General features: G+C 45.6%; 18 protein-coding genes. 8 read left to right on the top strand and 10 right to left on the bottom strand.

What is annotated here, in order from left to right:
• Nucleotides 1–497: 497 nt before the first annotated feature.
• Both PMG25_RS22220 and PMG25_RS22215 read left to right on the top strand, forming a co-directional pair.
• The gene (locus PMG25_RS22220; RefSeq protein WP_283769088.1) at nucleotides 498–860 is read left to right on the top strand and encodes a VOC family protein; all 363 of its coding nucleotides are present in this window, start codon (nucleotides 498–500) and stop codon (nucleotides 858–860) included.
• Between the two features lie 82 nt (nucleotides 861–942).
• Nucleotides 943–1,707 carry a hypothetical protein gene (locus tag PMG25_RS22215; protein WP_283769087.1) on the top strand — a complete coding sequence of 255 codons (765 nt, stop codon included), beginning with the start codon at nucleotides 943–945 and terminating at the stop codon, nucleotides 1,705–1,707.
• A 21-nt stretch (nucleotides 1,708–1,728) separates the two neighbouring features.
• Here the strand turns inward: PMG25_RS22215 and PMG25_RS22210 are convergent, their stop codons facing one another.
• Complete coding sequence (locus PMG25_RS22210) at nucleotides 1,729–2,445, bottom strand: HAD-IA family hydrolase (RefSeq protein ID WP_283769086.1); 717 nt, start codon at nucleotides 2,443–2,445, stop codon at nucleotides 1,729–1,731.
• 18 nt (nucleotides 2,446–2,463) lie between these two features.
• Nucleotides 2,464–3,657, bottom strand: coding sequence for an NAD(P)/FAD-dependent oxidoreductase (locus PMG25_RS22205; RefSeq protein ID WP_283769085.1), 1,194 nt, complete (start codon nucleotides 3,655–3,657; stop codon nucleotides 2,464–2,466).
• A gap of 191 nt (nucleotides 3,658–3,848) precedes the next feature.
• Here PMG25_RS22205 and PMG25_RS22200 point away from each other — a divergent pair, with 191 nt between their 5' ends.
• Nucleotides 3,849–4,703, top strand: coding sequence for a prohibitin family protein (locus tag PMG25_RS22200; RefSeq protein ID WP_283769084.1), 855 nt, complete (start codon nucleotides 3,849–3,851; stop codon nucleotides 4,701–4,703).
• Between the two features lie 227 nt (nucleotides 4,704–4,930).
• Here PMG25_RS22200 and PMG25_RS22195 read toward each other — a convergent pair whose 3' ends face one another.
• Both PMG25_RS22195 and PMG25_RS22190 read right to left on the bottom strand, forming a co-directional pair.
• Complete coding sequence (locus PMG25_RS22195) at nucleotides 4,931–5,875, bottom strand: XDD3 family exosortase-dependent surface protein (RefSeq protein ID WP_283769083.1); 945 nt, start codon at nucleotides 5,873–5,875, stop codon at nucleotides 4,931–4,933.
• A gap of 488 nt (nucleotides 5,876–6,363) precedes the next feature.
• Nucleotides 6,364–8,859, bottom strand: a complete 2,496-nt coding sequence (locus PMG25_RS22190; protein ID WP_283769082.1) for an ATP-binding protein — start codon at nucleotides 8,857–8,859, stop codon at nucleotides 6,364–6,366.
• Nucleotides 8,860–9,124: 265 nt separating this feature from the next.
• Here PMG25_RS22190 and galT point away from each other — a divergent pair, with 265 nt between their 5' ends.
• Nucleotides 9,125–10,114, top strand: a complete 990-nt coding sequence (gene galT / locus PMG25_RS22185) for a galactose-1-phosphate uridylyltransferase (RefSeq protein WP_347178915.1) — start codon at nucleotides 9,125–9,127, stop codon at nucleotides 10,112–10,114.
• A 43-nt stretch (nucleotides 10,115–10,157) separates the two neighbouring features.
• Here galT and PMG25_RS22180 read toward each other — a convergent pair whose 3' ends face one another.
• The 6 genes from PMG25_RS22180 to PMG25_RS22155 form a co-directional block, all read right to left on the bottom strand.
• On the bottom strand, nucleotides 10,158–10,913 hold the full coding sequence (locus PMG25_RS22180; protein WP_283769080.1) for a PP2C family protein-serine/threonine phosphatase: 756 nt from the start codon (nucleotides 10,911–10,913) through the stop codon (nucleotides 10,158–10,160).
• Nucleotides 10,914–10,999: 86 nt separating this feature from the next.
• Complete coding sequence (locus tag PMG25_RS22175) at nucleotides 11,000–12,754, bottom strand: ABC1 kinase family protein (RefSeq protein WP_283769079.1); 1,755 nt, start codon at nucleotides 12,752–12,754, stop codon at nucleotides 11,000–11,002.
• A gap of 47 nt (nucleotides 12,755–12,801) precedes the next feature.
• Nucleotides 12,802–13,131, bottom strand: a complete 330-nt coding sequence (locus PMG25_RS22170; RefSeq protein ID WP_283769078.1) for a DUF6825 family protein — start codon at nucleotides 13,129–13,131, stop codon at nucleotides 12,802–12,804.
• The gene (locus tag PMG25_RS22165) at nucleotides 13,128–13,334 is read right to left on the bottom strand and encodes a hypothetical protein (protein ID WP_283769077.1); all 207 of its coding nucleotides are present in this window, start codon (nucleotides 13,332–13,334) and stop codon (nucleotides 13,128–13,130) included. The genes PMG25_RS22170 and PMG25_RS22165 overlap by 4 nt, the downstream gene beginning before the upstream one ends.
• A gap of 9 nt (nucleotides 13,335–13,343) precedes the next feature.
• Nucleotides 13,344–13,964, bottom strand: coding sequence for a restriction endonuclease subunit R (locus PMG25_RS22160; protein WP_347178914.1), 621 nt, complete (start codon nucleotides 13,962–13,964; stop codon nucleotides 13,344–13,346).
• Nucleotides 13,965–14,028: 64 nt separating this feature from the next.
• A complete protein-coding gene (locus PMG25_RS22155) occupies nucleotides 14,029–15,336 on the bottom strand; it encodes a Tudor-knot domain-containing protein (RefSeq protein ID WP_283769075.1) in 1,308 nt (435 codons plus the stop codon).
• Between the two features lie 148 nt (nucleotides 15,337–15,484).
• Here PMG25_RS22155 and PMG25_RS22150 point away from each other — a divergent pair, with 148 nt between their 5' ends.
• The 4 genes from PMG25_RS22150 (at nucleotide 15,485) to PMG25_RS22135 (ending at nucleotide 21,651) form a co-directional block, all read left to right on the top strand.
• Complete coding sequence (locus PMG25_RS22150) at nucleotides 15,485–16,711, top strand: IS701 family transposase (protein WP_283769074.1); 1,227 nt, start codon at nucleotides 15,485–15,487, stop codon at nucleotides 16,709–16,711.
• A gap of 226 nt (nucleotides 16,712–16,937) precedes the next feature.
• Nucleotides 16,938–18,665, top strand: a complete 1,728-nt coding sequence (locus tag PMG25_RS22145; RefSeq protein ID WP_283769073.1) for a diflavin flavoprotein — start codon at nucleotides 16,938–16,940, stop codon at nucleotides 18,663–18,665.
• A 612-nt stretch (nucleotides 18,666–19,277) separates the two neighbouring features.
• Nucleotides 19,278–19,568 carry a PqqD family protein gene (locus PMG25_RS22140; protein WP_283769072.1) on the top strand — a complete coding sequence of 97 codons (291 nt, stop codon included), beginning with the start codon at nucleotides 19,278–19,280 and terminating at the stop codon, nucleotides 19,566–19,568.
• Nucleotides 19,569–19,779: 211 nt separating this feature from the next.
• The gene (locus PMG25_RS22135; RefSeq protein WP_283769071.1) at nucleotides 19,780–21,651 is read left to right on the top strand and encodes an asparagine synthetase B family protein; all 1,872 of its coding nucleotides are present in this window, start codon (nucleotides 19,780–19,782) and stop codon (nucleotides 21,649–21,651) included.
• The last annotated feature ends 60 nt before the right edge of the window (nucleotides 21,652–21,711 follow it).

The raw sequence follows: 21,711 nt of genomic DNA, 5'->3' as shown, positions 1-21,711 counted from the left end.
TCTCTCTTACTCGCTACCTTTCTCTCTTACTCGCTACCGTTCTCTCTTACTCGCTACCTTTCTCTCTTACTCGCTACCGTTCTCTCTTACTCGCTGCCGTTCTCTCTTACTCGCTGCCGTTCTCTCTTACTCGCTGCCTTTCTCTCTTACTCGCTGCCTTTCTCTCTTACTCGCTACCTTTCTCTCTTACTCGCTACCGTTCTCTCTTACTCGCTACCTTTCTCTCTTACTCGCTACCGTTCTCTCTTACTCGCTGCCTTTCTCTCTTACTCGCTGCCTTTCTCTCTTACTCGCTGCCGTTCTCTCTTACTCGCTACCTTTCTCTCTTACTCGCTACCTTTCTCTCTTACTCGCTGCCGTTCTCTAGCGAGCGAGACGCTCGCACTCCCTATTCCCCCACTCCCCCACAGATAGAGGAAAGTGCTGTATTCTCCTGCCCACCTTTGGATTAAACCCCAACGCCTGTTAAAATAATCTATTGTGCAACTGAAATAATAATGAAAATTATACAATCTTTGCATACCGCAATCTTAGTTTCCGACCTAGACAAAGCCGAACACTTTTATAGTAGTGTTCTCGGTTTAACCAAAATCGATCGCCAACTGAAATTTCCCGGTATTTGGTATCAGATTGGCCACTATCAACTACACTTAATGATGCATAGTGATGTAGAAATTCCTCAATGGAATCCCCAAAAGTGGGGGCGCAATGCCCATATTGCCTTTGAAGTTGATTCCCTAGAGGAAGTCAAGCAACAATTAACCGCCTACGGATGCAAATTTCAACTCAGTTCCTCCGGGCGATCTGCCCTATTTACCCAAGATCCTGATGGCAACATTCTAGAGTTACAAGAAGTTTAGTAACAGCAGTGGATAATGGGTATAATTTACTGAAAGTAAAATCAGTCATTACGGATCACTGACTCTTGGAGAATACTCGATCATGACTCCATTATCCACGATGCAATCGATTCTTGCCCAACTCCCTTCAGAAGCACGTCAATGGACAGAAGGGTTATCTTGGCAACATAGAAGATATGTATTATCCCTATGCCATTTATTACTCTCTGCTCCATCAGAAGTCCAAGCCGAGTTTTTAGATGAATATACAGCCGATGGTATTGTGGCTAAATTAGTCCAAGATCAGAAGACGAAAGAGAAAGTTGAACATTATTTACACCTCTTTCAAATTCCCACGGTCTTGGACGAAAAGAGATTAAGGTTATATATCCGCCAATTTTATGTTCATTCTGCCCATGATTTACGGTGTAAGCCCCAAAAATTCTTGGAATCAGTGCTGCAATTAGTCGTAAATCCCCAGGAAAAAAATAATGTTTTTACTTACACTCTTGGCTTTGAACTGTTGCTCATAATGTTTAGCATGAGTTGGCTGCAACATGAACGGCTATATCTGATGCAAATCAACCAAGAAATTTTTCTCAATACATATATTAAGCCCATTCAACATACCCATAAAATCAATCATATTATCACCCCAAAAGATGAACGCTTATTTTTTGCTAAACGAAGTTTTTTCGTTCAAAAGCCGCAAATTCCAGAAAAAAAAGCAAGAGAATTAGTGATGGCGACATTCAGCACAGAAAAAGTCACGAACTTAGGGTTTGCTGTCATTCGTCACCAAAATGCTTTTGTTTTTGACCGAGATTATATTTTTAGTGAAGAAGATGCTGAAAATCCCTTAATCTAGTTTTGCCTCTCCTGAGAAGATTCAAAAAAAAGCGGAAGCTTGAAACCCAGACCAAACCTTACCTTTAGCCACCTTAAACAATTCCGGATGTTGAGATTGGCGTTGCAACCAAATGGGAGAAAATCCAGCTTCTATGGCTCCTAAATAATCCTCTTCATAGCTATCACCAATATGTAAAGCCTGATGAGGTTTATAGCCATGTTTAGCTAGGGCAACCTGGAAGATTTTGGAGTTAGGTTTAGCTGCTCCCACCTCAGTAGAAATGGTAATAGATTTCATGAAATGCTTTAGCCCTAGGGCGTTAAGCACTTTATGTAAACGGGAGTCAAAGTTAGAAATAACCCCCAGCTCAATGCCTTGATTTTTCCAGCTTAAAAGAGCAGATTTAACTTCGGGGTAAACAAACCAGGGATAAAGGGTGGCAAAATAATAATAGAGTTCATTAAAAAAGCGGTCAAAATCAGTAAACTGATCGATGACCTCAGCTTGGGAAAAGGTGTCAAAGGCGATCGCCTTCCACCAATCGAACTCATAAGAGTCTAGCTCTTGATGCTCAATGTCTGGAAAGGCAGCCGGTGGAGCCTTTCTGAAGCTCTCGGAAAAGGTTTGATCGATCAGATCGGCAGAAACTTCAACCCCAAATCCTTGGGCAAATTGGCTATAAATTTCTCCTACACTGCCGCGTACTCCAAAGAGTGTACCTACGGCATCTAAGAATATAACCTTCGGTTTTGACATAGTGATGACTTTGAGCGTCTAATCTAACATTATCTCTTGTAAGGGTTGCGTAAGCCAGTTAAAGGCAACTTTTAATTGGTGGTTGAGGGTGGGGAGGCGATAGAGATAAACCAGACGACGGGCGATATGGGCGAGGGGGCCATCGAGCTGAAGCCCTAAACCGGTTAAGGTGGCATTATCGATACCCAGAGCCATCATTTCACCGAGGTGAGAATAGCGCACGGGGAGCAGGGGCCGATCGCACAAAGAAGCCCAGACATTCCAGGCACAATAATCTGCCTGTTGGATAGCGGCTTGGGCGGTTTTCGGTAGCACTTGACCGGTGGCATCACAGGAGTCGGAGAGGTCGCCAATAATGAAATAATGGGGACAATCGATCGCCTGTAAAGTTGGGGTGGTTGTAATTTGGCCGCGAGGATTCTTTTTCAGATCTAAACCTTGGACACTCGGCGGCACTTGGGTTCCCACTGTCCACAGCACCATATCCACCGGAATGGTATCTTCCTGACCTTTATAGTATAGGGAGATGGAATCGGGGGCGATCGCCTCAATCGTCGTTTCTAAGTCGATCCACACTCCTTTTTGTTTTAAGGCGGTTTCGGCTGCTTTGCGGTTAAACTCCGGAGAATTGGCTAAAATACAATCCCCTTTCTCTATCAGGCGAATGCGTCCGCGTTCCCCCAAGCGATCGGCTAATTTACAGGCTAATTCTACGCCACTGTAACCTGCACCGGCGATCGCCACCCGAATCACCTCTTGCTCCGATGCGATTAAGGGGCGTAAACTCTCCTCCAAGCGATAGACATCTTCCAGTGTCCGAAACGGAATCGCATATTCCTGACATCCAGGAACCCAACTTAACGGCGTTTCTCCTCCCAGAGCTAACACAATGCGATCGCCCTGTAAAACCTGTCCTGAGTCCAGAGTAACCTCTTGGGTCTCCAAATTAATTTGACTCACTTCTGCTTGCATAAACCTCACTCCAGTGTCCGCCAACAGCTCCACATAAGGCGGGGCAATTTCCCAGGTCTGCATCTCCCCAGTGACCAACTCATATAATAGGGGCATAAACAAAAATCGGTCTTGGCGATCGATCAAAACAATCTCTGGCTTTTCCCGTCCCTCCCAAGAAAACTCACTCAAACGCAGGGCCGTATACAACCCCCCAAAACCACCACCGAGGATACAAATGCGCGTAGATCGTTGTGACATAACAGAAGACTCAGACATCCACAAGAGAACTTCTTACAGCATAACAATGAGTAATGGGTTGAGTAATGAGTAATGAGTAACAAGCGAGCAAGATGTTTGTTCTGCGGACACGCTACGCTACGCACTCCCCATCTCCCGGCAAAGCACTGTAAGATGATCGAGGCAAGAGATTAGATTGTGAAGAGGTTACCATGGCCAGAAATCAATCAGACATTGGCGTACCCGGAATCCTGTTTGGCATCATTGCAGCCTTGATCATCTTAATTGGTGCGAACTGCTTTGTAATTATCAATCCCGGTCAAGCTGGGGTGATCAGTATTTTAGGGAAAGCCAGAGATGGGGCCCTCTTAGAAGGCATTCACTTTAAACCCCCTCTCATTTCAGTCGTTGATGTCTATGATGTCACTGTACAAAAATTTGAAGTACCCGCCCAAAGTTCCACCCGCGACTTACAAGAATTAAGCGCCAGTTTTGCCATTAACTTTCGCCTCGATCCGCTCCAAGTCGTGGAAATTCGCCGTACCCAAGGAACCTTACAAAATTTGGTTTCTAAGGTGATTGCCCCCCAAACCCAAGAATCGTTTAAAATCGCGGCGGCAGTGCGAACCGTGGAAGAATCGATCACCAAACGGACAGAATTGAAGCAAGATTTTGACGTGGCCTTAAATCAAAGATTAGAAAAATATGGCATTATCGTCCTGGATACCAGTGTCATTGACCTGGCCTTTTCTAACGAATTTGCCCGTGCAGTAGAAGAAAAACAAATTGCTGAACAACGATCCCAACGGGCGATTTATATTGCCAAAGAAGCGGAGCAACAAGCCCAAGCCGATATTAACCGCGCTAAAGGGAAAGCCGAAGCTCAACGGTTATTGGCAGAGACGCTCAAGGCTCAAGGGGGGTCATTAGTGCTACAAAAAGAGGCGATCGAAGCCTGGCGAGAAGGAGGGGCACAAATGCCCAAAGTTCTGGTCACTGGAGGTCAATCCAATTCTGGCGTACCCTTCTTGTTTAATCTCGGTAATTTGGATCAAGCCGTAGATTAGTAGATTCCCAGTAAGTTTGGTCAGCACCCAACAAAATCTGTAGGGGCGAACGGCCGTTCGCCCCTACAAAAATGTCTCACTGTTATTTGAATTGGCTATAAATTCGGTGAAACACCATAATTTAAAAAAATTTAGGGAGCGAGACGCTCCCACTCCAGTAATATCAGAGGATTAGAGGAGTGCGGGCATCTTGCCCGCTTCTCTTTTTCCATTCACCGGACTTCACATTAACTCTGTTTACGGAGTTTGCTGCCAGCCAACATTAAGCCAACCAGGGCTAAACCAGCAACTGCGGTGGGTTCAGGAACGGGAACGCTGGGAGTTTCTTCAAATGTACCTTCGATAGCCATACCATCATTGGTGCATTCAGCGAACAGATGAGCAACAAAGTCGCCGAGCATTTCCGGGGTTCTGGTGAAGCTAAAACCAAAGGTTGTCGCACCGAGCTTATTGTTTCCGACTCCAAAAGCACCACCAAAGTCTAAACCTAAACCACTTAATTGATCCTGATTTAACAGTTGGAAGTTGTCGTTTTCTACTTTAGTTCCAGACTTGATGGAGGTCGGAGCGCTACGGGAAGCGTTGTAATAGGACAGTTCAGAAGAGTCTAAATCACCGAAGGACTTAATACCTGCATTGCGGTCTGCGACATTCTCACTGCGGTTTTTGGTGTGATTGTAATGTTTTTTGATGGTAGACCAACCATGGTTTTTGGCGGTAACGTTTTTGGTGGTGATACCTTTGTATAAACCTAGAGCGTTGGTTCCTTGGGCAGCATCAAGCGCCGCACTGTTGAGTCCCCGTCCGAAGGAGTCGTTGGTTTCGGCAAAGTGAATCCCGTACTGCTCTCCACCGACGCTGAAGAGGAAGTCACCCCAACCGATGTTCCCGTCTTTCGCGGGGCCGTGAGATCTGCCTTCTAAGCCCAGGTTGGTGTTGATGCCAACGGTGATGGTGTCTCCATCTTGGTGAACTGCCATACCATACATTTCATAGGCGGATGCTCTGCGGCCATTAAACTGTGCATAGCCACCTGTACCATCGTTGGAGTAGTCACGAGCATAGTTCCAACCGTTGTAGAAGCTTCCGGCTTGGGCAACTCCAGTCATACTCAGCAGACAAGCGGTGGTTGCAGCAGTACCGATAAGAGTTTGAATAGAATTAAGTTTCATGAGGTTTGCTCCTTCTGTTCTCTAGTTGTGTTGTGTACTAAACCGCCGTCCTCAAGGTTAATCAAGATGAGTCGTCATCTTTGCTTTAACAGATGCACGGAACACTAACGGCGTTCAGTAGGGCTTGTTTCAACCCTGTATTCAGCATATGCCAGTTTCTCAACTGTGCCATCAGGAGAGTTGCTGAATTTAGATTGCACCTAAAATGAAGATTGGGTAAGGGATACGGAGCCGAGGAAAGGAATGCCCCTAGAAACCCGTATTTTTAAAGCCAAGCTTTATATCTCTGACGAAAGAATATCCAAATCTACGCAAATACCCAGTAGTTTAGGCAGGTTGTAGAGAAAGACTGCCTGAACAGGTTGAGAGTAGCCACACCATCGTCAGGGTTAATTCCGGATGAAGTGAAGATTAATTTTGTAGATGACTTTCTTGATCTGGGTCGGACAGCGCTGGGGTCGATCCGATCGCCCCCAGCGCGATCGGCTTCATTGTTGCACCGGGATTTCAATCCGGAATGTTGTCCCCTCACCGACGGTAGACTGACAACTACATTTCCCTTGATGCTTCTCCACGATAATTTGATAACTAATCGCTAAACCCATACCTGTTCCCTTACCCATGGGTTTAGTCGTAAAAAACGGATCGAACAATTTAGGTTGTACCTCTTCTGGAATGCCCAATGCATTATCTTCAATCTCGATGACGACCCAATCTTGTTCTGAAGCCTCTGGAGAATACAGGGAGGTATAAATTTTGATCTCGTTAGGATGAGCCTCCAAGTCCTGATAACTCAAATTTTGTTGGGTATTCGCTTCCTCTAGGGCATCAATGGCATTAGCAATTAAATTCATGAACACCTGATTTAACTGACTGGGATAGCATTCTACAAGAGGAAGGGGGCTGTAATGTTTAACGACTTTAATCTCTGGGCGATTCGATTTAGGCTTAAGTCGATTATTCAAGATCAGTAGGGTACTATCAATTCCTTCATGGATATTGACCGCTTTCACCTCACTTTCATCGAGACGAGAGAAGTTGCGTAGCGATCGCACGATTTCCCGAATGCGATCGGCTCCAATTTGCATCGACTGGAGTAATTTGGGTAAATCCTCCATTAAAAACTCTAAATCTGCGTCTTCACATTCTTCCTTTATCTCTTCAGGAGGTACAGGGTAAAACTTCTGATACAGCTCAAGGATAGAGAGTAAATCCTGAGTATAATTATCAGCATGGGCAAGATTACCATAAATAAAATTCACAGGATTATTGATTTCATGAGCAATCCCTGCTACCAATTGTCCTAAGCCGGACATCTTTTCACTTTGAATTAAGTGAGTTTGAGTTTGTTTAAGTTCCAGAATCGTCTGTTCCAGTTGCCGTGATTTCTCCTTCTCTTGGGCTTCTGATAGTTTCAAGGCTTGATTCACTTTTTCCAGTTCATCTGCTTTTTTTAAGACAATTTTAATGATCGAATTTTGTAGGCTTAATGCTGCATCAATTTCACATTTCTTCCAAGCAGAAGATTGTAAGTCAACGGTCTCTTTCCACAACTCAAAAGATTGTCTAGGGCAAAGTACATCAGGCTTTTTGCTGTTTTCTAATGTTTTTTCTGGGTTGCCAGCCCAAGTGACAGTTTGCAGCACTTCAGGGCGAAACCAAATTAAATACTGGTTTTGAGTCGGTGTAATTTTGATGGCAAGTATCCCACTAGCGACTTCTTTATAGGCAGTGGCTTCCGGATCGATTTCTGCTAAACAAGTTGTGGAAAAGAAACGAGATTCTCCTATATAGTAACCTAGATTATTTTTGAATTGATTAACATAGGTAATATCAGGAGTTTCTCCAATGAGAAAAGAGCGATCGCCCAAACAAATAGCCGCCCCTGTAGCATTTACTAAATCTAGAAGATCGGCTTCATTGTTCATCAATCCTTCTATATAACTAGGAGCATTAGACATGGACTCTAATAAACGGGATTGAATATCTTTGAGATCCAACTTATATTCATAATCTTCATTATGCTCCTTGTAAACCAATTCCAAGGAGAGAGACTGGGCCAAAAACTCACAGGAGGATCGCTGCTCGTGGGAGAGAGAAATTGGGGTATAGTTATGGCAGGCAATTAGCCCCCAAAGTTGTTGATTTTTAATTAAGGAAAGAGTCATCGAAGAGCGCACACCCATATTTCTTAAATATTGCAGATGACAGGTAGAAGCAGATCTCAACCACGATCCTTTCAAGTTCGTTTTGTGATGAGTTAACGGATTAACATCAGGTTGTAAGTCTACCGCCTCTCCATTCACATCAAAAATAAATCTCAACCAATTTTTCAGAAACAGATTTCGTGCATCTTCCGGAATGTCAATATCGGGATAATGTAATCCTAAATAGGACTCTATATCTTCCCGTTTAGATTCAGCAATTACACTGCCATGATGATCTTCATAGAATTTATAGAGCATCACTCGGTCAAATTTTGTGATTTCACGAATATTGTGAACAGCAATTTTACAAACTTCTGCCAAGTTTTGAGCGGCGTTTAGAGCGATCGTAGCTTGTCTGGTCAGGTAATAAAAATCGAGATTTTGATTAAATTCCGGATTAACGCTTTTTTCTAATTCTAGAATCAGTCCATCATCCTGACGATGTATCGTTCCAGTGAACTCAATTTTTTCCAGAGAATTCACCCGGAGCTTGAGGGGACTGTTGCTCTGAAGACTGGCAGAGGCTAGATGATACTCAACAATTTGCAGTTGTGAGGGGTCTAATAAGACAGATAAGGGTTGATTGAGGAGGCGATCTGGGGCATAGCCTAAAAAGGATTCTACATTTTGGCTCACTTGTAGAATCGTTAACTCTGGCTCTTTTAAGACCAACAGGACTCCATGGGGTTGAATAGCGCTAGGAAAATTAACGGCTTCTTGTTGAGCGATCGCCCAGTTCCGAGAGCGACGTAAGCTAATATTGAATTGAGTATTCATAGAGTTCACAGTGGAGACACAATAACGCTAAATGATGGCTAGGAACAGAAAGATTAAGCTAGAAGGATTCTTAGCATTAGGCTTAAATGATGCACAATAGATCTAGGAATCTATTGTAACTCAAGACTTAAACAGAACCTAGAAAAGGGTAAAAGCACGGTAGAGAGCAGGAGAATATCCCGATCTGTGTTTCCAGGGTAGGATTAGGGTTTAAAGTGAAGTTAGGCAAATCTAATCGATATAACGTGGGATTCAAGTGCAAGATATAGAAGGTAACCACATCCGACTCAATAAGGTCACCAGGGAATGGGTCATTTATGCGCCCAAGAGAAAGCACCGTCCCCAGGATTTGCGACAAGCCTGCATTATCGATCATCCGATCGCCCTTCCTTGTCCTTTTTGTCCAGGTGGCAGCCATGAAGAGGAACAGATTTTACTAGAAGTCCCCAAATCCAACGGCTCTGGGTGGCAAACCCGTGTCGTTGCCAATCGCTATCCAGCCCTTTCGACTGACGGCAATACCATGCGCTCGTCCCATGGTATTTATCTCATGATGCCAGGTTATGGTCGCCATGAGGTGATCATTGAAAGTCCGGATCATGATAAGGATATTCCCACCATGGAGCGATCGGAAGTGGAGCTGATTATAGAAACCTATCATCACCGCTACATCGATCTGATGCGAGAGCATGAGAGCATGATGGGGATTATCTTCCGCAACCATGGACAACGGGCAGGGGCTTCCCAGTCCCATCCCCATTCCCAAATTATCATTACCAGTGTTGTGCCTCAACAGCGACGCTGGCGGGAGGAGGAAGCCCAACGATACTATGATGACTGGGGACGGTGTTTGTACTGTGATATTCTCAAGTTTGAGTACAAGGAACAAACGCGGGTACTCGAAGAGAATAATTCATTTTTAGCGTTTGTGCCGTTTGCGGCTGAAGTGCCATTTGAGGTATCGATCGCCCCAAAACATCATGAAGCTGATTTTGGCAGTCTGACGGATACGGAAAAAGCGGATTTTGCTGCCATCCTGCAAAATATTCTGACTCGGTTATCGGACAAACTCAACGATCCCGATTATAACTACATTATCAATACGGCGGCTCGCTATAAGGCCGAAGAACCCCAAGTTCACTGGTATTGCCAAATTCGACCCCGGTTAACCACTCCAGCAGGCTTTGAAATCGCTTCTAGTGTAAGTATTAATCCCTCTTTACCCGAATGGGATGCGGAATTTTTGCGACAATAAGGATTAGTAATTATAGCTATTTAATCGGACTTGATCTGATGACTCATGACTCAGGCTCTAGGGCAATAATGACGACGGTGATATTGTCCCGTCCGCCTTTTTCTTTGGCCTGTTCAATTAATTTCTGTCCGGCCATGTCACAGGAGCGAACAGACTTGAGGGTAGAGGCAATGGTTCCATCGGGGAGTTCTTCGGTTAAGCCGTCGCTACAGAGCAGCAGGCGATCGCCCCCTTGTAACTCGATGAGGTCTATATCAATATCATCCTCTTGGGTATCTTCCCGTCCCAAACACTGGGATAATACATGCCTCCAGGGATGGGTGCGCCCCTGTTCCGGATCGAGGACTCCCGAAGCCATCGCTTTAGCCACCCAGGTATGATCGACGGTCATCTGTTGCAGATGATGGCCGCGCAGTCGATAAAGACGAGAATCGCCAATATGGGCCACCCAAGGCTGTTCCCTGTCTTGCTCTGGGGAGGGACGGAACAAGACGACCACTACCGTGGTTCCCATGTCCGAGCGTTCCGGATGCTGGCGCTGGTCTTCGAGAATGGCCTGATTGGCTTTCAATAAGGCTGCCTGCAAGAGCTGATCGGAAGGCTTATCGGATTCCCAATGGGCCAACAAATACTCCTGAATAGCTGTGGTGGCTAACTGACTAGCTTCTTGGCCACCGGCATGGCCACCCATACCATCAGCGACAATAAAAAACCGACCTTCCGGGTCATTGTAGAAGGCATCTTGGTTTACAGAACGGACTACCCCCGTATCAGTTAGACCCGTAAAGATGCGTTTCATAAGTTTGCTGACCAAAACAGTAACTAACAGATAGGCATGAAGAGATTTCTCCCCTCTGATTGTAACCCCTGGTGGGAGACTTTGGGCTAAGGCATTCGATCAAAACGATTAATTCGCCGCAACAGGCGGAACAGAAGGATCGCTAAGGCGATCGCCAACACAGCCACCACTACAGCCAATCCTAGTTTATCCGCACTAACCAAAATCGCGGCAGCAATGGTCAAGCCACTAATCAGGATACCATAGGTATTGACCAAGCTCATACTACTAATACGTCGGAGGATGCGATCGCTCTCCGTCGCTCTCACCCGCAGGCGAATATCCCCCTGCTCCAACTTATCGAGGGCATCCTCCAAACGACGGGGCAGACCCAAAGCCGTATTACTCATCTGAGTCGCTTGGCGACCGAGTTCGCCCAACAAATCATTTCCTGCCGATCCATTTCCACTATTCATAAGCTCTGTTGCAAAGGGTCTCGCTACTTCCATAAAATTAAACTCTGGGTCAAGGCCTTTCCCTACCCCTTCCAAGGTCGAAAACGCCCGCATCACAAACGTAAAGGTTGCCGGGAACCGAAACGGTTGATCGTAGGCAATCTCATAGAGATCGTCACTAATTTGGTTCACCGACTGGGTTTCAAAGGGCTGATCCATAAAATGATCCAACATATATTGGATCGATCGCCTCACCGGCCCCATATCCCCCGTCGGAGCCAGTGCGCCCAAGGCAATCAAGGAATTCATCACCCGATTGCCATCTTTCTGGGCAATACCAAAAAAGGTATCTAACAGTTTTTCGCGGGTAACCGCCTGAATTTGGCCCATCATGCCAAAATCATAAAAAATCAGCGATCCATCCGGGCTGACGGCTATATTGCCCGGATGGGGGTCAGCATGGAAAAACCCACTGTAGAGAATTTGCATTAAATAAGCTTTTGCCCCCAACTGAGCCAAATTTTTCCGATCTAATCCAGCCGCTTCTAGGGCATCGTACTGACTAATTTTAATCCCTGGAGCATATTCGAGAGTTAAAACACGGGGAGAGGTGTAGCGCCAATAGATCCGAGGCACTTTCACCCAACTTTCTTGGCGGAAGTTGCGCCGAAACGTATCCGCATTGCGCCCTTCATTGAGATAGTCAATTTCTTCCCACAAAATGCGGCAACATTCGTCATAAATGCCGAGCCAGTCTCGTCCCTTGCCCCAGTCGGGATGATTTTGGAAATAGCGGGCAATCCCTTTGAGAATTGCTAAATCGATGGTAAAGAGTTGGCGCAAACCGGGTCGTTGCACTTTAACCACCACTTCTTCACCGCTATGAAGTTGGGCCCGGTGAACCTGGCCTAAACTCGCAGCCGCCATAGGAACGGGGTCAAAACTGCGATAGAGGTCTTGAACCGACTTTCCTAAGTCTTCTTTGATAATACTTTCAGCTTTTTCATAGCTAAAGGCCGGTACGCGGTCTTGGAGTTTGGAGAGTTCTTCCACATATTCAATGGGGAATAAGTCCGCACGGGTGGAGAAGAGTTGGCCGAGTTTAATAAACGTGGGCCCTAGATCGAGGAAGGTGTCCCGAACCCAAATGGCTTGCTGTCGCCGTCTTTTTTGGATTTTTTCCTCGGTCATACCGCCTTGGTAACTCCAGGATTTGCCATTAAGCCATAGAGAGCCTAAAAACAGCCAGAAGAAACTCCAAATATCGAGAAAACGACGGTTTCGGGAATATTTGGGACGATTCCAGCGATAGGATTTGCTGCTATAGCCTTGTTCCAGGGCACTGGAGGAAGGGGTAAGGGCTGATGGGTTGTCGGATACGTCAGAGAGCGCAGATACAGAAGTCATCAGTGGGCGATCGATTGGGTGGGTTTAGGGTAGTCTGGGCTTGGGCTTCAGGTGGAACGGGAGCGATATTTTTGCAGTTCGGAACGCAGTTGGGCAATTTCGGCCCGCAAATCATCGAGGGTTTCTTGGAGGTCGCGGGAAGGGGGGTTAGGTTGTCCGGAGGGGGAGGGGGCAGGATTGCCGGTGCGGGCGGCTGCTTCTGCGGCTTCGGCTCGGTCTAAGACCATTTGCGGGAAGTTTTTCAGCCGTTCTTGTTGTTCTGCGTCGGCTTTGCCGAAGTTACTGAGGGCATGGGTTAGGGTGTATTCTACTTCTTCGGCGATCGCCTCGGACAGGGCGCGACCAACAAAGAAGGCATGGAGTGGGCTGTTACTCATGGGAGGATCTGGATTAGAGTTTGTTTACAAAAATTATAATAACGTTGCTTCCTTTCAGAATACAGAAGATCGACCAGAATTGTCAGGTGGGGTTGAGGAGGGAATGGGGAATGGGGAATGGGGAATGGGGAATAGGGAATGGGGAATAGGGAATGGGGAATAGGGAATGGGGAATGGGGAATAGGGAGATGGGGATAGCCCATTGTCCAGGGCTATAACTCGCTTAGGCGTTTTAAGATACGTAGAACTTCGTAGAGTTGATTACCGCGATTGCGAATACTGAAAACATCTGATAAAGCATAGCGGTTGACTTCACCTCGGACTAGCTTGATAAAAATAAAGCTGCCTCCTGTGGCGATCATACCAAAACAGGGACGGTCGGGGTGAGGGCTGGCGAGCATATAGACGAGGATCTGGGGGAGCGCTTCTTCGATGGAAAAGGCGGCTTTTTTGGATTCGATCGCCACGATCCAAAATTGGTCTTTCAAAATCAAGGTATCAATTCGACCTTTGATGATTACGCCATCGTCTTCTGCGCTAATCTCTATGGGTTCTTCGCTTTTGACATAGAAGGGGGAGATATAGAAGTCGCCGATAAAGAGGATGGGGTCTAAAATCGCCATTCTGACGATGTTTTCCAGTAAGGGGGGATGGTTGAGCAGGTTGATATAACCGGCTTTGACTTTATCCAGGAGTTGGCGATCGCTCGGAGAAATATCGGGTAAATTTTCTTGCCATTCGGGAAAGAAGTCTTCATCTTCGGTTAAGGTTAAGCCAAAGCGATCGATGAGTTCTCTGAGGGTGATGGTTTGCGCGGGTAAGGTGGTAGGCATCATAGGCAATAGGCAATAGGGAATGGGGAATGGGGAGATGGGGAATGGGGAAAACCTTTTTTGCTTAACAAATTTCGTCTAAATCGACCCATTCATCGTCAAAATCATCTTCATCGAGATAATGCACTCGATATTGATCGCCGTCAATTTTTTGAATCTGAGCGGTATACCATTCTTCCTCATCGTCATCCCAAACTTTTACTTTTTGACCAACGGCATAGCCATTATCATCGGCATCTTCAAAGTTACAAGCGCGAACATTCTTTTCTTTGACCCATTCATCCTCTGAGGAACCATAGCCAACATAGCGAACATAGTAGCGAGTTTTATCTTTTTTGACTTTAATTTTGCGAATAGTTGCTTCATACCAGTCTTCTTCTTTTTTATCCCAAACTTCAATGGTGTCTCCGACGGAAAATTCACCATTTCCATCAACATCGTTATCGTCTGAATCTTCATCAGAGAGCGCTTCCCCTTCTGCTTGCAGGGATTCATAGGCTTCTAATACTAAGCGCTGGGCAACAGTTTGGATGCCGGTATGCTCGTAGTAATTGGTAGTTTGATCGAGAAAAGCGGCGACAAAATCCAGATTATCATCGGCCATTTGGATAAAGTTCCCCAAATGATTGAAAATGCTTTCTGGAGTAATGCCAGTTTGGGCAACCAACTGATTCATCCACCCTTCGATCGCGCTAAAGCATTGATTGACAAATCCGATGCGATCGCCGGTGGTTTCGCCGGGGATCTGGTCTTGAATGCCTGAAAACACGGGGTTTCCAGCCACTGTCCCCGGATTAATGCCTTGAATAACGGCATGGATTTTGGTTAAGAAATTTGGCCCCAAGGGTAACATCGCATCAATGCACACTAAGGCAATCATTCGCATTAATCCGGCGTTGTGATAATTTTCAGCTAGAGAATTGGCGAAAACTTGGGGATTGGGTTGGGGAATGCCATTGAGTTTGCAAAAGGCAATCACTTCTACGGCAATTTTGAGGAGTAAATCAATGGTTTGGGTAGTGTCGGCTTTGGGGGTAAGGTTACTGAGAAAGGAAAGAAAACTTAACTTTTCACCCACCTTATTGGCTAAGGCGGCTGTACCCATGGCTACATCGGCTTTATCGATCGCCTGATATAATCCGACTGCACCCTGATAGCCTTTGGCGGGATCGAGATACAGAGCCGCAGCGCGATCGCGGATACGCTGAATGGTTTTGGGATCGGTTTCTCCGGTAAAATGGGCGATAGTAGCATCAAATCCGACTAGATTATTCCATTCTCCCGGTACGACAAAATCGAGAGCTTTTAAGACTTTGACGGTAATATTATCTTCAGGCAGTTCATCGACAAGCTGGATAATTGACTTTGCCATCGTTGTATCCTCATGATTAACCCTGTTGATAGTTTAGCGCCATCGGTTGATTTTAATCTGGGGAAACCCTCTATCTATTTTGTCACTCTCCGGCAATTAAAATAGAATAATATAGAACATTAATGGCTGAACGCAAGAAGATATAGCAATGGATGTAGAGTTACAGATCTTAAAACATTTGCCGCGAGATCCGGAACCAACCGTTTCGGTTGTCGATGAATATTGTGAAAGTTATCAAGAGATTTTTGGTGAAGTGAGAAGTTATGAATATTTTAAATACTTACATCTAGGCATTATCTCACCAATCAAGAGAAAATCTTTCCCAGAAATAGCCAAAGCAGTGGGAATCAATTCTTCTCAATCATTACATCATTTTATTGCGAATTCTCCTTGGTCTGTCACAGACTTAAAAGATCGAAGATTAAGGAAAACCTTGGAAGCATTAAGCGGGGAAGAAATCACTGTAATCGTGAATGAAATAGGGGATCAAAAAAAAGGAGACAAAACAGATTATGTAGCCAAACAATACTTAGAAAGTTTGGAAAAAGTCGATCGAGGAATGGTTTCAATCAATGCTTATGGAATTTATAAAGGTATAACCTTTCCGCTCCTATGTCAAGTATTTAAGCCTGAAGGGAAATTAAAGGAAGGAGATATTTACAGAAGTAAGAGTGAAATTGCTTCAGAGATAATTAGCGAACTGATAGATTATGGCTTTAAGATTGAATTAGTCTTGGCAGATACTTGGGACAAAGAAGATCATACATTGGTGGAAAAACTAGAAGAATATAACTTATCCTATGTTTTGTCAACTCGAAGCGATCGTACAGTTCTGATGCCAAGCGATCAAAAGGTTAGGGAAAATAAATGGTATAAATTATCGACATTTATGGACAATCGAGCATCAGAAGAGGGCTATATTAGACAAATTGTTTTGGGTAGCCGCAGTGGAAAAACTTATTGGGAAATAACGACAGATCCTAAAACCTTTCCCGATCGCTCAACTTCTTGGCTAACAACAAATATTCAAGCAGAAAAAAACTCGATGAAAAAGATTGTTGGCAACCTTTATTCCTTAAAAAATTGGGGAGACTCTAGAGTTAGAGAATGTAAACAAGAATTAGGCTGGACGAATTATCGATTAACTCAATTTTCTCAGATTGAAAAATGGTGGGAACTCATCATGAGTGCTTGTCTCATGATTAGCTTGAAGAGTCAACCTTTTTTGTCATTAAATCGTTTAGAGTCCCAGGATTCAGACAGTAATCGAGCCAAGGTTGATTCTTTTCTATCTGAACAGTGGCATGACTCTGGGGGTTGGAAAAGTGTCTTAAATGATTTTCGTTTACTGATTCAACCGAAACTTCGTTGTTAGTCTCTTTTGTTTGGGTTGACATACTCACCGTCCTAAAGGAGCGGTGATTCATTAGACTCGGAAAGTGACAAAACAGGGAGGTATATCTTCAATTAACGGGTGTGATTAATTCTTCTTACTAAACTCACCTTCCCGAAATCCTAGGATTTTGTAACAATGGAGAGACAATAGAAGAAACAACGACGATCGCCGTCGTTCCTCACCTCTGATATAGGATAAATATATTATGGTAGCACTGACCGATCGCCCTCAAAAACGCCTAACGATAGAAACGGCTCCAGTTGCCGAAAATACTACAACGATCCGTTGCCTCGACTGGGATCGCGATCGCTTTGACATCGAATTCGGACTGCAAAACGGAACCACCTACAACTCCTTCATCATCCAAGGAGACAAAACTGCCCTGGTGGATACTTCCCATCGCAAATTTGAGCAACTCTATCTCGACACCCTCAAAGGACAAATCGATCCCGCCACCATTGACTATATTGTGATTAGTCATACTGAACCTGATCACAGTGCCCTGGTCAAAGATGTCCTCGAACTCGCTCCCCATGCGGTAGTGGTTGGCTCAAAAGTCGCTGTCCAATTCTTACAAAACCTGATTCATAAACCCTTTGAAAGCCAATTGGTGAAAAATGGCGATACCCTAGATTTGGGTCAGGGCCATGTTCTCGAATTCATTAGCGCTCCCAATCTCCATTGGCCCGATACCATCTTTAGTTACGACCATAAAACCTCGGTTCTCTATACCTGCGATGCCTTCGGAATGCACTATTGCTCCGACCATACCTACGATGAGAACTTGAGCGACATCGAAGCGGACTTTCGCTTTTATTATGAATGTTTAATGGCTCCCAATGCCCGCTCCGTGGTCAACGCCATGAAACGGATGGCCAAACTTCCAGCCATTAACCTGATCGCTACCGGCCATGGCCCCCTCCTGTGGCATAACCTAGAGGAACTCACTGGGCGTTACGATCGCTGGAGTAAGGAAAAAACCAAAGCCGAAAAAACCGTCGCCGTATTCTACACTTCCGATTATGGCTATAGCGATCGCCTCTCGCAAGCGATCGCCCATGGGATCACCAAAACCGGGATCGCCGTAGAAATGATGGACTTGCGGGCTGCCGATCCCCAGGAAGTCCGGGAACTGGTGGAAATGGCCTCAGCCCTGGTCATTGGCGCTCCCCCCCAGTCCGGAGAATTAGGCAAAGAAGCCGAAGCTGCCATCAGTACCATTTTAGTCGCCGCCAACGACAAACAGGCGATCGGTCTGTTTGAGTCCGGTGGAGGAGACGACCGCTCCATCTATCCCCTGCGGAACCAATTCCAAGAACTGGGACTCAAAGAAGCCTTTCCCGCTATTTTGGTGAAAGAAGCACCCAAAGAAGCCACCTATCAACTCTGTGAAGAAGCAGGAACCGACATGGGGCAAATCTTGGGACTTAAAGATGCCATTAAACAGATGAAGTCCCTGGATAATGACCTAGACCGGGCCTTGGGTCGCTTGAGTGGTGGACTCTATATCATTACCGCCCAAAAAGGAGAACTCAAAAGCGCCATGCTCGCCTCTTGGGTAACTCAAGCCAGCTTTAAACCCCTAGGGGTGACCATTGCCGTAGCCAAAGACCGGGCGATCGAATCCTTGATGCATGTGGGCGATACCTTTGTTCTCAATATCCTCAGCGAAGATAACTATCAAGGCTTAATGCGCCACTTCCTCAAACGCTTTGGCCCTGGTGCAGACCGGTTTGAAGGAGTCAAAACCCAAACCGCCAACAATGGCAGCCCCATTTTGACCGATGCTCTGGCTTATGTAGAATGTCAAGTCGCCAGTCGTATGGAGCTTTCCGATCACTGGTTAGTCTATTGCACCATTGATACCGGACGAGTCAGTAACCCCGATGCTCTAACTGCCGTTCACCATCGTAAAGTGGGCAACCATTATTAGGCAGTGGGACTTGCCCTCATATCAAGTCCGTTGGATCAGTTATAGTATGTCATTGCGAACGGAACGCAGTGGAGTGAAGCAATCTCAACAATCCCGGTAATCTTGGCGTTTACAAAGTATGCGCGAAGCGCGAATGCTTCCCTGCGGTCGCAATGACAAGTGTTTAACCGGACTTGCCCTCATCCCCCAGCCCCTTCTCCCACGGGAGAAGGGGAGCAGAACTCCCTCTCCCATGGGAGCGGGATATAGGGAGAGGGCAGTTCTAGACCTTTTGATATCAAGTCCGATTAAACTGCTATGATTACCAATCATCGTAGTGCCGTGACCGCTCTAATTTGGTGCTTTAGATTTAGTTTTCGGTCAATTGCAGTTGAAATCGCTCTTCGAGTTCACTTAAGGCAAGGGTTCGAGCAGTGAGGGTTTGCATACGGGGTTCGTGTGGCGATCGGCGGAAGTTCAGTGTATCCTTTCAGTGTAACCCTTAGAAGCGCGATCGCAACCGGGATAAACAGGACTTGCTAAGTTTTACGGAATGGCTATACTATGGGCTGAATCTAATTCACGCGATGGATCAATCGACCCATCACAACATTACTCATACAGAAAACTGAGGTGAAAGTCCCTATTTCTAACCAACACAACATCACTTTAGCTCCAGATGTCCTGGTTCAGGAACTCTCTGGAGAATCGGTATTACTCAACTTAAAGAGTGAGGAATACTTCGGTTTAGATGAGGTGGGTTCGCGCATGTTATCCGTGTTGACGGATTCTGCTTCAATTCAAGAGGCGAGCGATCGCCTATTAGAAGAGTATGAGGTAGAGCCGGACAAACTGCACCAGGATTTGCTCGAACTGATTGAAAAAATGGTCGATCAGGGCTTGGTTACCGTGAATCCAGCTTAACAGGGGTTTCAGGGAGCGATCGGAAAATTTCTTTTTAAGGTTAAATTAAAATGAGTCGGGTGAACCCTTCAGTTGTGCTATAGTACACTGGAAAATAAACAAGCCCAAGGGGTTTGCAGTTTAGCTTAAGGTAGAGTATAATCAGCTCGTTTTAAGCAACCAGGGTAAAATACCCATTACTCCGTCTAAACACCATATCGAGGTGAACAGAGTGAGCGGAATCTTAGGAATCGTCAATGCTGATCAGGCCCCGGTTGACCGGGAACTATTGGCACGGATGACCGGATATATGACCTTCCGGGGGCCGGATGTCCAGAGAATCTGGGCAGAGGGTTCTGTCGGGTTTGGCCATACCCTGTTACGAACGACTGATGAATCCGAGAACGAAACTCAACCTCTAACGGTAGATCAACGGGTTTGGATTGTAGCGGATGCACGGGTGGATGGTCGCAGCGAGTTAATCCAAAGTCTTCAAGACCGAGGAGAACCGGTGACTTCAGAGACTCCCGATCCGAATCTGATCCTCCATGCCTATCTGGTTTGGGGTATCGATTGTCTGGATCGCCTGATCGGGGATTTCGCCTTCGCCATCTGGGATAGCCGAGAACAGCGTTTGTTTTGCGCCAGAGACCATTTTGGGGTAAAACCGTTTTTCTACGCTCATTTGGGCCAAGAGTTCGTGCTGAGTAATACGCTTAATTGTGTGAGATTGCATCCGTCTGTATCGGACAAGCTCAATGATTTGGCGATCGCCGACTTTTTGCTATTCGGCTACAATCAGGAAGTGGATACCAGCGCCTTTGCCGATATCCAACGCCTGCCTGCCGCCCATCGGTTAATCTGGACTCCAGAGAGCTTTAAGGTGGAGAGATACTGGACATTGCCAACGGATGGCTATATCCGGTATAAGCGGGATGAAGAGTATGTAGAGCAGTTTTTGGAACTAATGCGGTTAGCAGTCGGCGATCGACTGAGAACCAATAAAGTCGCAGTTTACATGAGTGGCGGATTAGATTCTACCAGTGTAACGGCGATCGCCAAAGAACTCCTCACAGAAACCTACTCCTCCCACGACCTCAGAGCCTACACCACTGTCTTCGACCGTCTTCTTCCCGATGAAGAGCGCTACTACTCCGGTTTAGTCGCCCAACATTTGGATATTCCCATCCACTACCAAGTCGCCGACGACTTCGAGTTGTGTAAAGGATGGGAAGACATAGAAGGGTACTATGCGCCAGAACCGGCTTTACTATCTCTAGTACGAAGTAACCCCAAAGAATATGAACCCCCCAGAAGCCGAGTTGCTCTTAGTGGTGAAGGTGGAGATGGTGTCTTTCACTGTCAAGGTGCTTACTATTATGGAATATATCTGCTTAAAAGAGGTGAGATTCTTTCAATTGTGACACAATGGTGCCAATACTGGAAAGCTAATGGGCGTTTTCCTCAACCTGGAATACGCGCTCGGATTAAAGAGTGGTTAGGAATTCCCGCCTGGAGACCTTCTTATCCCGTATGGCTCAGTCCTGATTTTGAAAGGAAGTTAGACTTGAAATCTAGATGGGAAAACAGCTATAGAAAAAGAGAGCTTTTACACCCCTTTCGTCCTGAAGCCTATAAAGGAATCAAAGCGATATTTTGGTCTTACCTCTTTGAATGCAACGACTCAGGTATGACATTTTCAACAATTGAAGTAAGATACCCTTACTTTGATGTGCGCTTAATCGAGTTCTTATTCTGTATTCCAGTGATTCCCTGGGTGATGTTTAAGGGGATTGTCCGAGCATCTATGAAAGGCAAACTGCCAGAATTTGTTCGTAGTCGTCCTAAAACTCCTGCTACAGGTGATTCCCTGAATGTAAGATTACAACAGACAGAAATGAGATGGATTGACGATTTTAATCCAATTTCTCAGTTATCTATGTATATTAATCATAAAGCTATCCCAACTCTTTGCGGAATGACAGCTCAAAGCAGTGAAGCTTGGGTCGATCTTCGTCCAATTAGTCTTAACTATTGGTTAGAGCAGTTAGCATCAGTTAATTCCCAATCAACACCGGAGGTTTACAATGTACTCACAACATAAAAAAATGAACAAAAAATCCTACAACCATCCCATATTCAATATATATGGAGATATCAGTCG

It is taken from the genome of Roseofilum capinflatum BLCC-M114 (assembly GCF_030068505.1).
Taxonomy (GTDB): domain Bacteria; phylum Cyanobacteriota; class Cyanobacteriia; order Cyanobacteriales; family Desertifilaceae; genus Roseofilum; species Roseofilum capinflatum.
Note: the sequence above shows the minus strand (reverse complement) of the source record. Positions and strands in the feature narration are given on the sequence as shown.

Excerpts from the sequence above, each read along its gene's own strand:
- PMG25_RS22220 (WP_283769088.1), top strand. The coding sequence starts at position 498 with ATGAAAATTATACAATCTTTGCATACCGCAATCTTAGTTTCCGACCTA.
- PMG25_RS22215 (WP_283769087.1), top strand. The coding sequence starts at position 943 with ATGACTCCATTATCCACGATGCAATCGATTCTTGCCCAACTCCCTTCA.
- PMG25_RS22210 (WP_283769086.1), bottom strand. The coding sequence starts at position 2,445 with ATGTCAAAACCGAAGGTTATATTCTTAGATGCCGTAGGTACACTCTTT.
- PMG25_RS22205 (WP_283769085.1), bottom strand. The coding sequence starts at position 3,657 with ATGTCACAACGATCTACGCGCATTTGTATCCTCGGTGGTGGTTTTGGG.
- PMG25_RS22200 (WP_283769084.1), top strand. The coding sequence starts at position 3,849 with ATGGCCAGAAATCAATCAGACATTGGCGTACCCGGAATCCTGTTTGGC.
- PMG25_RS22195 (WP_283769083.1), bottom strand. The coding sequence starts at position 5,875 with ATGAAACTTAATTCTATTCAAACTCTTATCGGTACTGCTGCAACCACC.
- PMG25_RS22190 (WP_283769082.1), bottom strand. The coding sequence starts at position 8,859 with ATGAATACTCAATTCAATATTAGCTTACGTCGCTCTCGGAACTGGGCG.
- PMG25_RS22180 (WP_283769080.1), bottom strand. The coding sequence starts at position 10,913 with ATGAAACGCATCTTTACGGGTCTAACTGATACGGGGGTAGTCCGTTCT.
- PMG25_RS22175 (WP_283769079.1), bottom strand. The coding sequence starts at position 12,754 with ATGACTTCTGTATCTGCGCTCTCTGACGTATCCGACAACCCATCAGCC.
- PMG25_RS22170 (WP_283769078.1), bottom strand. The coding sequence starts at position 13,131 with ATGAGTAACAGCCCACTCCATGCCTTCTTTGTTGGTCGCGCCCTGTCC.
- PMG25_RS22165 (WP_283769077.1), bottom strand. The coding sequence starts at position 13,334 with ATGGGCTATCCCCATCTCCCTATTCCCCATTCCCCATTCCCTATTCCC.
- PMG25_RS22160 (WP_347178914.1), bottom strand. The coding sequence starts at position 13,964 with ATGCCTACCACCTTACCCGCGCAAACCATCACCCTCAGAGAACTCATC.
- PMG25_RS22155 (WP_283769075.1), bottom strand. The coding sequence starts at position 15,336 with ATGGCAAAGTCAATTATCCAGCTTGTCGATGAACTGCCTGAAGATAAT.
- PMG25_RS22150 (WP_283769074.1), top strand. The coding sequence starts at position 15,485 with ATGGATGTAGAGTTACAGATCTTAAAACATTTGCCGCGAGATCCGGAA.
- PMG25_RS22145 (WP_283769073.1), top strand. The coding sequence starts at position 16,938 with ATGGTAGCACTGACCGATCGCCCTCAAAAACGCCTAACGATAGAAACG.